The sequence below is a fragment of the Saccharopolyspora sp. genome (genome assembly GCF_017434145.1).
GTDB classification, from domain to species: domain Bacteria; phylum Actinomycetota; class Actinomycetes; order Mycobacteriales; family Pseudonocardiaceae; genus Saccharopolyspora_C; species Saccharopolyspora_C galaxeae.
The window spans coordinates 1-13117 of the sequence record NZ_JAFRFW010000435.1; the positions used below are offsets into that span (position 1 = coordinate 1).

Below are 13117 nucleotides of genomic sequence, written 5' to 3' on the forward strand. Positions count from 1 at the left end.
GCGCCGTGCAGCTCGGCGCTCAGGGCGGGGAGGCCGTCATCGGCTTCCACCACGTGCACCGGCAGCGGTGTGCCGCCGTCGCGGAACGGCGTGCGCCAGGACAGCCAGAGTCCGCGGGCGGCGGAGTCGCCGGACAGCACCGCGATCAGGGCGGCTGTAGTGGCCTCGGCCTCGGCTGCGGGCTGCTCCGGAGTTGCGGGCTGCTCGGCGAACAGCCATTCCAAGGCCGGCTGGTCGTCCCGGATCGGGATGCCGCTGAACACCGCGGAAGCGGAATCGCCCACCAGCTCGCTGAGCAGACCGGCCTGCGCGATCGTCACCGGCACCTTGCGCTCGGCGAGCTGCAGGCACAGCGCGTCGGCCGTTTCGGCCACCGTCCGCTCGGCCAGGCGTTGCCGCGCCGACGCCAGGAAGTCATCCGGCACGCGCCCCGCCCAGTGCAGCAGCAGGTCGTGCATCCGGTCGACCACGGTCACCACGTTCTCCCCTTTCGCTGATCGGAGAATGGCACGGTCGGCTCGGCTATGCGGCGCCGATCCGGCCGGGCCGGGCCGAAACTCGGCGAACCCCTCACGAATCGCCGCGCGCCCGCCCGCCGGACCCATTTTCCGGGTCGCTCTCCGGCGGCTCAGCGGGTACCCACGCGGCTTCCCCGTCGGCCGCGCCGTGGAGACCGGCCGACGGCGCAGCGCCGAACCGGAGCTGACCGGCGAAATCTTCGACGGTCGCCACCCGGTGCCCGGTCGCCGGGACCGGCTCATCGACGACGAGTCCAGCGGTCCCGGCCAGGGGAGCCACGGTATCGGGAGCTGCGGTGCGCTCGGTTGGTTCCGCGGCGGTTGTCGGCCGTTCACCGGGGGCCGGCCTGCGCACGGCCGCGCAGAATTCGGGCGCACCGATGCGGGTCGAGGCGGGCGCACCGGGGTTCAGCAGCACATCAACACCTTGCTCCGGCAGGGAATCGGCCAACCCCTCCGCGGTGACCTCCCGCCATGAAGGCACGGTCAGCCGGTGCGCGTGCGCGAGCGCGCTGAGCACCAGCACCGACGGGCTGCCGTCCGGTGCACGGGTGACGATCGGCACGTCCTGCTCGTCCAAGCCGATGATCAACAGTGAGCCGGGCAACGTCGCCAGCAGCTCCTCGACGGGCAGCTGACCGCGCATCACCAACCGCAGCGAGGCGTCCACCGGGTCGGTCGGCGAGTCCGGGCTGGACGGCAAGTACGACGGGTTGCTGCGGAACGTCCCGGTGGAACCGTCGGGCTCGACGTACCAGGCGCCGACCACGGCGCTCTCCGGCGGCTGGTCCTGCTCGTCCTCCGGTTCCCACGCGGAGTCGATCAGCACGACCCACTGGTCTTCCGGCGCTTCGCCGGTGATCTGGTCCGCGGCTGCATCCGGGGCTGCCACCTCCGGCGCCCGCTCGGCGGTCTCCGGCGAGGTGGTTTCTTCCGCTGCCATCGAGACTCCTCCCGGGCCCGTTCAGTCCTGCTCGGGCGGCTCGAACGGGTTCCCACCCGGGATCCGAGCACCGGATTCGACGTCGGCGACGGCGCCTTTCAGCGAACTCGCCAACACCCGCATCGACGCCGGCGCGCCAGGGTTCAGCAGCACGTCGACGCCTTCACCGGGCAGCGAGTCGGCCAGATCCTTGGCGGTGATCTCCTGCCAAGCAGCCACCTCGACCCGGTGGGCGTGCACGGGTGACGTCGCGACCAGCACCGAAGGCACGTCGTCCGGGGACGGTGCGACGACCGCGCTGCCCTGCTCGTCGAGGGCGATCCCGAACAGCGCGTCCCGCATGACCGCCAACAGCTCGTCGCCGTCGTACGCACCGTCGATCAGCAGCTGCAACGCCGCGTCCACCGGGTCGGTCGGAGAATTCTCCCGGGAAGGCAGGTAGTAGGGGTTCGCCCGGAACGGCCCGGTGGTTCCGTCCGGTTCGAGGTACCAGGCGCCGAGGACCGCTTCGAGGGGCGCGTTCTGCTCATCCGACTCGGGTCGCCAGGCGGGGTCGAGGACGAAGGCCCACTGCGCCTCGCCGGCTTCCGCGGATTCGTCGGTGGTCATGGGAATTCCTTGTCCATCGCGGAGCGCTGTCGCGCAGCGCTGGTGGTTCCATTATCGCGCGTACTCGTGGCTTCGGACCCGGTGCGGGCCGGGTCGCCCGAGGTCGTGGGCACCGGCGGCGACGCGGGCTCCGCGGCAGGTGCCGACCCGGCGGGGACCGCCGCGGCAGGACATCTGGTGGAATTCGGGCACTGCACGATCGTCCGGGCCAGCGCCGCAGCGCTCGCTTCGAGGTCGACCGGCCCATCGCCCTGGTCGATCCGCAGGCTGACTTCGAGTTCGTTCCCGTGCGCGCCGAACACGTTCGGCCCAGCCTCGATGACCCTGGTCCGCCCGGTTACCGGGTCGGTGATCTCGATGGGGGTCATCGGCCACGGGACGGGCACGATCCGGTTGTGCGCGGCCGCCGCAGCGTTCCCGCCGGGCCGGAACTCGGAGCCGACCGGCGCGGTCGCGCGGCTCTCGCGGCGCTGCCGGAAGGCGAGGTGCGGCCTCACGACCGGCGCGCCGTCCCGAACTCCGCAGCCAACTCCCGCGCAAGACCCGCAGCCGCTCTCGGACCACGCGCGTGCAACTCCCGCGCCACAACACGGGCCACATCCTCGAAAAACTCCCGCTCCGCCCGCTGCTGCGGCGTCGCCTCTCGCACATCGGCCAACCCCGGAACCTCGTGCACCTGCGCCACGAGTTGCCCCGCATCGCGCAACAACGCGTCGAACTCCTCCGGACGCCGCTTGCCCAACACATCCACAGCCGCAGCCGCATCCGCCCGCAACCGAACCCGATCACCCGGCGACGACTCACCCGGAACGGCATCGCCGTCATAGTCGACGAACTCGTCCAACGGCCTGCCATCGGAGAACAACGAATCCGCGCCATCCGAATCCAGCTCCATCCGATCGGCCTCCGGCACGTCGACCGACTGCGGCCGCTCGGCAACACCCGCAGCACCGGACTCGTCCCTGCGGAGATCAGCGGGCTGCTCGTCAACCGCACTCGGCAGCTCGGTGCCGAGACCACCGGAAGGGGCCTGCGGCCACGCCAACTCGGCAGGCAGCTCCGGCAATTCCAGGTCCGCTGCCGACTGCTCCAGCAAAGCCGGATCGATCAGCGACTCCGGCAACGCACCCGACGGGTCCGCGGCCGTCAGCGTCCCCATCCAATCGGCCGAGGCGAGAACCGACTGCAGATCGTCCAACACCTCCGGCGGCAGCTCCGGAATCTCATCCGGAATCGCAGGCACGTCAAAACCGTCCTGCAACGCCCATGGATCAGCCTGCGGCCACGCACCACCCGCGTCCGGCGAATCCGCCGCCTCAGCAGGCACCGGCTCGGCACCGAGGCCGGACACCTCAACCCGCACCAGATTCGGGTACGTGCTTTCCCGAACCAGGCTGATCACGCCGAGCGCTCCTGACGGAGCCGTCAGCGAGATCCGCGACTCGCGGTTCCCGTCCAGCACTTCCACATCGCTGCGCTGCCACAACGAATCAGCCACCCGGTGCCGCAACACCTCCTCCAACATCTCCCACACGTAATACCAACGATCGCCAGACGAAACCCGGGCCACGATCCGCATCGTCGGCACCGGCCCGGGCTCGTCCGCATCCCGCCGCGCCAGCTGATCCAAGAAGCCATGCGCACGCCACGCGAACCGCTGCAACATCGCCATCGACATCGTCGGCGTCCGGCGGATGAACGACAGATCCAGCGCCGCAGCCGTGCGGTACTGCTCCGCGGACCACCCCGGCCCCGGATGCACCTCGATCCGATCAACACCGCCGTGCATGTAGAGCCGGGTGTACGGCACGTGCGAGGCCGGTTCCTCCCCGGCGGCACGCTCGACCGCGGCACGCAGCTTCTCCGCTAGCGAGTCCCACACCTGCCCGAGGTTTCGCCCGCCGTTGCGGTCGGCGATCACGCGCACATCCGGCCACTCCCGGCCCGCCGACTCCGCTTCCCGGACCATCGCCAGCAGCGTATGCGCGAAATCCGCACTCGGATCCCCTGCGGAGAACAGCCAGCTGAGCACCGGCGATGCCTCGGGCTCCCGTCCCGGAACGGTGAACCGCCCCGCAGGCAGCGCCTCCGCAGGCGCGGACCCCACCAGGGGCACCTCGTACACCGGCGCAACCCGCATCCCACCGACGGGCACGCCGGTGCCGCGCCGATCGATCTGCTCGATCGAGACACGCCCGGACCACCTCTCGACAGCCCTGTCCAGGCTCAGGATCCCCTTGCTGCGCATCCAGGACCTACCGTCCGGCGAGTGCAACCACTGCTTGAACGTCTCCCGCACTTCCTGCCGCACCGCGTCGGTCCGAGCCCGGCCCTGCCTCGCCGTAGCGGCGATCTCGATCGGCAACCGCATCCGGGGCGCATCCGCGGCGGCATCCACGAACCCGGCCAGCCGCCAGCGCAACCGCCGCCGCGCAGCCTCCGGAAGCCGCGCCCGAGCAGGCAGGAATTTCAGGTCCAGCCGCCGCTCGACATTCCGATAATCCCGCTCGGCCAGCCCCGGCGTCTCGACCAGTTCGACCAGCACGGTGTCCCGGTCGGCAACGCCCAACGGCCTCCGGAGGTCGTGGACCGCGGTCGTGATCTCGGTGAACAGCGGTTCCGGAAGAACCGCGCCCGCAGGCAACGACGCGGCGATCGCCTCCCGCACATGATGCGCAAGCACCCGACCACCGCCGGCGCTCACCGCTGACCTGCTCAAGTGCACCCGCAGGTCGATCGGCTCGGTGCCATCCCGGTGCGCCTCGGCCTGCTTGTCCGCCGCCGCCCGCAACCACGCCGACAACGGGCCGCCATGCTGCGAGATGAGTCCGACCGAGCCCGGATCGTTCCGCGCAACAGCGCGCCGCACCGTATCCAGGAATTCCGAGAACTCGCCCACCCACGACTCCGGTGCCGCCGCCGTGTCCGCAGGCAACGGGGCACCGGTGCGCCGCGCGCCAGGACCGGCCGCGGCTGCCTGCACCGTCGGACCCCCCGAGTACGACCCGCCACCGATCGAGGGACCGATCACCATCGCCGATTGGTGCCTGCGCCGCCGCGGCGCCCCGTCCGGCTCAGCAGCAGTGATCTCGAGCCCCGCGTGCTCGGTGACATCGACGCGGTTCAGCAGCGCCCCCACCCGGTCATCCGCCGGATCCAGCCCCAGCGCCAACGCGATCCCGGCACGCGCCTGCTCCCGAGCAGCAGCAGCACGTTTCGCCCTCAATTCGAGGTTGGTCGACACCACCCCGACCGGCAGACGCAACTCCGGATCACCTTGCGCCTCCCGCACGAACGCGGCCAACCGCCGATACAGCCGACGCCGGAACACCGACTCCAACTCCGCCCGGTTGTTGCCCACATAGCCGAGCACCAGGCCCTTGTCGATCTGTTCGACCGCACGCAGATACCGCTCGGCCGCAGCATTCTCCACCGCAACCGCAAAACGTCTGCGCACGAGCGAACCCGAAACGACGCTGAACGCGCTCTCGCGGCGCTGCTGGCGGAGCAACTCGACGGCCTCTTCCGGCAACCGGCCACCGATGGCCTCCTCCAGCGCCGTCCGAAGCGGCCCCGTCAACCGCGCGAAATCCAGCCCGCGCGGATCGACCAGCTCCAGCCGCAGCTGCGGCCACTCGTACGCCGCCGCAGAAACCCCCCGAGCACGCTGCTCCGCGACCGCCGACCGGAACCGCGCCACCAGCGACTCCGATCCCCCGGAACGCACCCACTCCCGCAACGACTCCGCGTCGAACTCCAGCGCGTCCGCCGAACGAACGAAAGCGCCATGAACACGGTGCGATCCATCGTCGGCGTCCACGACCCGCGCCCACTCCCCGGCACCAGCGTTGCCCCGTTCGGCAGCACCGATCGCGGCACCGATCAACATCGCCGAGCCGTGCCCGCGCCGCCGCGGCGCTCCGTCCAAGTCCGCAACAGTGACGTCGACCTTGGCTCGACCGGCGACATCGACGCGGTTCAGCAGCGCTTCCACCCGGTCGTCAGCCGGATCCAGCCGCAGCGCCAACGCGATCCCGGCACGCACCTGCTCCTGAGCAGCGGCGACACGTTTCGCCCTGGTCCCGGGGTAGGCCGCTGCCACCCGGATCGGAAGGCGCAATTCCGGATCGCGTTGCGCCTCCCGCACGAACGCGGCCAATCGCCGATACAGCCGACGCCGGAACACCGACTCCAACTCCGTCCGGCCGTTGCCCACGTAGTCGAGCGACAGGTTCGCACCGAGGTCCTCGACCGCACGCACGAACCGCTCCGCCGGAGCGGTGCCCGCCGCAAGCGCAAAACGCCGCTCCGCGGGCGCTGCCGCAGCGGCGCCCGGCCCGCTGGGCTCGCGCGAACGCCGCAGCACCCGAGTGAGCTCGACAGCCTCCTCCGGCAAGGCGACACCGGCGGCCTCCTCCAGCGCCGTGCGAAGCTGCCCCGTCAACCGCGCGGAATCCAGTCCGCGAGGCTCGATCGACTCCAGCCACAACTGCGGCCACTCGAACGCCGCCGCAGGAATCCCCCGAGCGCGCTGCTCCGCAACCGCCGACCGGAACCGCGCCGCCAACGACTCCGCTCCCCCGGAACGCACCCACTCCCGCAACAGCTCCCGATCGAATTCCAAAGCCTCCGCGGAACCGACGAATGCACCATGAACACGCGGCGCCCCCTGCCCCGCGTCCCGCACGGACTCCGCGGGCACACCGGAGTCCTGTGCGTCGGCGACCGCACCCTCGGGTGCCCACTGCGTGCTCGACGACGGCTCCGCATCCGCCTCGACGGCCTGGCGGACCGACTCGGGTACGCCGGATTCCTCCGCACGCGGCTCGCCCTGCACCTCGACAGCCTCGGCCGCACCGAACCACGACGGCTCCCATGCATCCGACGCCGCGGGCACACCTGCGGATTCCCACTGCGGCAACAGCGGAGGCGGGAGCACCGCCGCAGGATCGAAATCGCCGGCATCGAACAACTCGGGCGGAGCCGAATCACTCCACGACCAACCCCGGTCGGCTCCCTCCGGCACCCAATCCATCGCATCGGGCCCGGCCTCACCGGCCGGCTCCGCAATGCCGGTAGCCGCTGCTGCGGGGTCGGGGGCCGCAGCGCCTCCGTCAACGGGAACGTCCGGCGCCGCCCCGGCCGACACCCGCACCCGAATAGCGACCGGGATCTTGTTGATGATCACTCGTGGCTGCTGGGAGAACTCGACGACTCCCCGCGCACCCGACGGGGCGGTCAACACGATCCTCGACACCGCCCCGCGGCTGTCCAGCGAGGATTCCGCCGACCAGCCGGGAACGGCGCCGGTCACCGACTCGATCAACTCCTGCGCGGCGGCACGCCGCCGCCCCAGCGAAGCGTCGCTGACGTTGTGGGCGGCGAGCACGACCGCCATCGCAGGTTCCTGTTCCGGCGGCTGCTGCTCGACCTGCTCCAGGAACCCGCCCACGCGATCCCGAAGCCGCTGCTCATCGTCGGCCGAGAACGGAAAGCGCCCGGACGACTTGTTGCCGACCGCGAGCCGCACGCCGAGATCTTCTGCGTAGCGGGTCCCACCACCCGCAGCCCCGGGTCGCGCCGCGCTGCCCGCAACGGAATCGCCTGCTGCGGGAGCAGCGCGCGCCTGCTCGACGCCGGAGACCCGCACCCGCATACCGACCGATGTGGTGCCGACCCGCGGGTTCTTCTGGTGGGACAGCTCGACGACTCCGCCCGCACCCGCCGGGCCGGTCAACACGATCTTGGTCACCCCGCGGCGGCCGTCGAACGAACTCTCGCGCGACCAAGCAGGGTCGGCATCGACCACCGACTCGAACAACTCCTGCACCACACTGTGCCGCCGCGCAAGCAGAGCCTCGCCGACGCTGACGCTGGAGAGCACGGCCTGCATCGCAAGCTGCCGCCCGGGCGGCTGTTGCCCGGCCTGCTCCAGGAACCCGGCCATCCGGTGCCTGAGCCGCCGCTCCTCCTCGACCGGCAACAGGTTTTGGCCCGAGGAAGACCTGCCGGGTGTGAACCGGACGCCCAGCTGCTCTGCGTACCGGTCCTCGCCGTCGGTAGCCGCGGACTGCACCGAGTGCCCCGCGCCGCCTTCGCCGGGAACATCCGGCTTGGCGACGCCCGAGACCCGCACCCGGGCACCGACCAAGGTGTCGCCGAGCTTCACCCTCGCCTGGCTGGACAGCTCGACGACTCCGTGCGCGCCCGCGGGGCCGGTCAACACGATCCTCGACACCGCCCCGTGGCTCTCCGGTTGCGCCGACCAGCCGGGAACGGCGCCGACCACCGACTCGATCAACTCCTGCGCAGTGCCGCGCCGCTGCGCAAGAAGGGCCTCGCTGACGCGGCGTCCGTTGACCACGACCTCCATCGCGGGCTGTTGCGCGAGGGCCTCCGCCGGACGTTGTGCGATCTGCTCCAGGAATGCCGCCGTCCGGCCCCGAAGCCGCATCTCACTGTCCGGCGACAGCGCGCCACGTTCGAACCGCAGGGCCAGGTTCTCGGGGTACCGATCGTCCGCGTCCGCCGAACGGGACGGGCCGGGCTGCGGATCGAAATCGGGGTCGGGCCGCGAAGCAGCCGCCCGGGTACTTCTGCGTGCCCCACCGGACCCGGCAGGGGGCGCCCCCTGCGCGCTCGACGACTCCGCACCAGCGGGCACGCGCCCTGCGCCTGCGGGACGACCGAACCGGCGACCGGCGCCGCGGAGTCCGCTCGTCCCACCCGTCTGCATCCACTGCGCCATCTCGGACGCCAACCGCAGCAGGTTCTCCGGCACCGCATGACGATGCCGATTCCGGGTCAACCAAGCCGCATAACCCTCGAGCGCCGCGGACATCTCAGCCGCCGAAACCGCCCGCCCCAACGCTGCCGACAACGACGACCGCACGAACTCCGAAGTGTGCTGATCGAACGAACCCAGCCACGACCGCAGATCCGCGTCGACAGCCGGGGCAACCGGCTCGGCTACCGCTGCACCGCCGTCCGGATTCCCCGGCTCCTGCCCGGTGTACCGGGTGCTCTCGTGGACTTCGATGAACTGCCGGCCGTCCTTGACGTAGCTGCTGGCCCATCCCGCGTTGTCCTCGGCGTAGAGACGGGGAATCCACAGCATGTCGCGCGGGGCGTAAGCCGTGTTCGTGAAGGTGAAATCGTGGAACTCCCGGACCGACGACCGGAAGAAGACTCCCCCAGGCTGTTCGTCCGCGAAGCCGGTACTGGTGTTCTTCGCAACGCTGCACATGGAGTACAGGAGTTTTCCGGCCGGGTTGGCCGCGACCATCCGGTGGAAATTCCGGCGCTGCAACGACAGCCGGGTGAAGGTCCGCCCGTCGACCGACAACTTGTAGCGCTGACCACCCCGCTCGACGTGGATGATGACGGTTTCCTCGGTTCCGTGCGCGCTGAGGATGTTCGGCCCGGCGGTGACCTGTTGCGGTGCACCGGTGCGCGGGTTCGACAGGGTGACCGTGGTCGGCGCGAACGGAGCAGGAACCAGGCGGTGGTACGGGTCGTGCCGATCGAGATCGGAGACCTCATCGTCGAGCTTCGACCGCTCACCCTTCCGCGTCCGCACAACATGGTGCAGCTCATCGGCAAGACCGCCCCGATAGCGCTCTGCCGACGATTCCTCGGAACTCTTGTAGGAATTTCCGACGGTTCGGGTCCAACCCGTGCCGTTGCTGTTGAGTTCGGTGTCCCGTAGTTCGTGCGGATAGAACTCGAACGGGGTGCCGTCGTCGAGATGCCCGGTCAACGGCCGGTTCGCGTCCAAGATCTCAGGCGCACCGGGCAGGAACCTCTCGAAAAATCTGATGTTGTCGACGTTGCCGTCCGAGTAGACGCTGTGCGTGTGGACCTGCCCGTGCGGGGTGTGTTCTTGCCATCCCAGGTTGCCGGGAGTGCTGAAGGGTCCGTCCGCGAGCTGGGTGGCCGAACCACCCACCGGCGCCTCGACCACCAACGGCACCCCGCTGCGGTGCAGGACCCTGGCAGTGGAGCGCACATCAGGCGTCGCCGACAGCAGTTTGACGCCCGGACTGTCGAACATCGCTTGCGACAGTGTCCGCATCGGCCGGAAGTTGGCCAGGATCTCGCCGTACCCGGCGGCGTCGACGCGCACGGAAGAACCGTCGCGCCGGAAGATCTCGTACCGCCCGCGGTCGGTCGCGGCGTAGGAGAACACCCGCACATCGGACTGCGTGCGCTGCGCGGACGGCCGCGTCCGGTGGACGGCCGCTTCGTGCGGCGACTCGCCGGGCAAGGTGTTGAGCGTGTCGTAGTACCGGCCGGTGAGGTAATACGGATCGTCCTGGGCGAACGACACGCCGTATCCGCTCCCGTCGCCGGGCATGACGTGGTAGGCGATGTCGCCCAGGCGCAGGTTGGTCCACCTGAACCGGCCGACCTTCGCGCGAATCGTGATCTCGGGGTCCACGAAATCGCTCACCGCGACGGCGGCGGAGCTTGCCGGAACTTCCCGGTCCCCGCGCTGCATCGGGACGAAGCGTTTCCAGCCGCGGAACCGGGAAGGCCCGGAACCCCAACCACCGGCCGCCGGTCCACCGGAATCCCGCGCACCACCGCGCAGCTGCGGCCGCGGATCCCCGGTCACCGCCAGCTGGGCGACCTCGGAACCCAACCGCGTCGAATTCTCCGGGAAGCGGCGCTCCTTCCCGTGCTCATCCATCCACCGCAGGTATTCCCGGAAGGCCGCGCGCGCCTCATCCGCCGACACCGAACGACCGAACCCGTGCCGGAAGGCCGAACGCACAGCCTCCACCTCGAGCGCGTCCAACTCGCCCCGGTCCGCGAGTCCCCGCTCCCGGGCGCGCGCACCGTCGCCTCGGGTGTTCCGATCCGCGCCGAACAGGTCCCGCGCCTGCTCGGCTACCTCGGGTGGGACGTCGTGCAGCCACTTGGAAGCCAAGTGCACTGGCGTGCCGGGTGGCACCGTCCTGTGGAACAGGTTCAGCGCGGCCGTCCACGCAGCGGGACGCTGCGCTTCAGGAAGCTTGTCGATCGTGCGGGCCGCACCCGGCAGATGCAGGTAGCCGCCGCGGTTGGGCATCTCCCGATGCAGCGTGACCACGGCGCTGCGCACCGCGTCGAGCACGCCCTCGCGTCCCGGATGTGCCCGCGGGGCAGGCGCGGATTCTTGCGCGTCCGGCGCCTGCTCCAGCCAGCTGTGCCCGGAATTGACGTGGACGATCTCGTCACTGATGAAGGGCAGATCAGCGCGCGGGTTGTTCCCGGCGATGCCGAGTGCTGCCGCGAGCTGGTTGAAAATGTACGGCGTCGGCCCGGTCCGGCCGAGGGTCTCGTTCTCGGTCGACGAGGAACTGTCGTTCAACAGCCACGTCGGCTCCCGATCAGCGGCGGTGAACTGCGCGGCCATGTTGATGCCCGCGGTCTCGACGACAGTCGCCCGCGCAATCGTCTCGGCAAGGTCCTTAGTGAAGTTGTCCTGCTGAATACGCAGGTACTCCCGGGTAGCGCCGACACCAGCGGCGGAGACAAGCGCCGAATTATTGATCTTTCCATCGCGTTCCCGGGACGCCAGGAATCCGAATTTGTGCTGCGCAGCCGTGCGCACCGCATCCGCAAGGTCCCGGCCACGGCCGTCCGGATGCACCAGCGAGTTGTCACCGTCGGTGTAGACGCCGCCGAACCGGTTCAGGATCTCCAACCGGCTCACGTCGCTGGCCACGGCATACGCAGCACCCGTACCCCGAGCCCGCTCGGTCCGCACCTCAGCATCCAGCGACATCGGATTCTGGCAAGCAAACACCTCATCGATGTTCACCAACCGGACACCATGCTCCCGCGCCCAACCCCGCATCTGCTGAATCCGGGCATCCCGGCCCGCGGGCACCTCCATCCCATCAACCCGCTCGAAGTCCGCACGCGACACATCCGTCCACACCACGAACTTGAAATTCCGCAAATCCGCATTCGTCGCCGCACTGCCGACATTCGCCATGAAATCAGCTCGCGAACCACCATCCGCCCGGTCCTGATACAGCGGCCCGCCCAGCCAAATACTGTGCACCAAGTGCGGAACGCGCTGATTCTTGAAACCCGCACCACTATTACGTCCGACCCGCCTGCCCTCGGTCACCGACTCAGCACGAGACGGCAAATTCTCCGGCTGCAACGAATCCCACGACGGACGCTCACCACGAGTCATGTCGACTAGCTCGAAGAACGCATCCCGCTTCACCGCACGCAACTTGTCGAAATCATAACCACGACCGTTCCGCATCAGATGTTCCGGAGCATCCGGCACATTCCGGCGCACACCAAACGGATCCAACCCCAGCCGCCGCGCGTGCACATCCTCCGGCTGCTGGTTCAACTCACCGGCCAGCGCCTGCTCGAGCACCGCCGAATCGAGCACGGAGTCCGTTCCGGGCGCACGCACGGCCGATCCCGCATCGCTCGGCAAGCGCTCGGAGCCCTCGCCTTCCCTGCCCGACCCTTCGGCAGACCCAGCAGCATCCGAAACCTGCCGCGCACCACCACGCAGTTGCTCCCGCGGATCGCCGGTCACCACGTACTGCGCGACCTCAACACCCAACCGCGACGAATTCTCCGGGAAACGACGTTCCTGACCATGCTCGTGCATCCACCCCAGATAACCCCCGAACGCCGCACGCGCCTGCTCCGTGGACACGACCCGCTCGAATCGATTCCGGAACGCCGACCGAATCGCCTCCACGTCGAGATCGTCCAGATCACGACGGCCCGCAGCCAACGCACGAACACGCTCACCAGCCGCGGCAGGCGTATCCGACTCGCCACCGAACAACCGCCGCGCCTGCTCGGCCACCCCAGCCGGAACACCCTCCAACCACTTCGGCACCAACTGCACCCGCGCATCCGCAGGCAAGGTCCGATGGAACAGATTCAGCGCCGCCTCCCACGCCGCCGCACGCTGCTCAACCGGAAGCTTGTCGATCGTGCGCGCCGCACCCGGCAGGTGCAGGTGGCCGCCGCGGTTGGGCAGTTCCCGGTGCAGCGTCAGCACGGCACTGCGCACCGC

5 protein-coding genes and 1 pseudogene are annotated in these 13117 nt (G+C 69.8%); 1 reads left to right on the forward strand and 5 read right to left on the reverse strand.

Annotation, left to right across the window (positions count from 1 at the left end):
• From IJH84_RS11950 to IJH84_RS11970, 5 genes and pseudogenes are all read right to left on the reverse strand, one after another.
• A pseudogene (locus tag IJH84_RS11950) lies at positions 1-476 on the reverse strand (hypothetical protein); the annotation flags it as partial.
• Between the two features lie 94 nt (positions 477-570).
• Positions 571-1461 carry a type VII secretion system-associated protein gene (locus IJH84_RS11955; RefSeq protein WP_295144095.1) on the reverse strand — a complete coding sequence of 297 codons (891 nt, stop codon included), beginning with the start codon at positions 1459-1461 and terminating at the stop codon, positions 571-573.
• A 21-nt stretch (positions 1462-1482) separates the two neighbouring features.
• Positions 1483-2070 carry a type VII secretion system-associated protein gene (locus tag IJH84_RS11960; protein WP_295144098.1) on the reverse strand — a complete coding sequence of 196 codons (588 nt, stop codon included), beginning with the start codon at positions 2068-2070 and terminating at the stop codon, positions 1483-1485.
• Positions 2067-2567: a hypothetical protein gene (locus IJH84_RS11965; protein ID WP_295144100.1), complete on the reverse strand. Its 501-nt coding sequence runs from the start codon at positions 2565-2567 to the stop codon at positions 2067-2069. Before IJH84_RS11965 ends, IJH84_RS11960 begins: the two co-directional genes overlap by 4 nt.
• Positions 2564-11782: a hypothetical protein gene (locus IJH84_RS11970; RefSeq protein WP_295144103.1), complete on the reverse strand. Its 9219-nt coding sequence runs from the start codon at positions 11780-11782 to the stop codon at positions 2564-2566. The genes IJH84_RS11965 and IJH84_RS11970 overlap by 4 nt, the downstream gene beginning before the upstream one ends.
• Positions 11783-12340: 558 nt before the next feature.
• Between IJH84_RS11970 and IJH84_RS11975 the strand changes: the two genes are divergently transcribed.
• Positions 12341-13117 (forward strand): hypothetical protein (locus IJH84_RS11975; protein WP_295144106.1); only part of this gene is annotated, 777 nt, incomplete at its 3' end.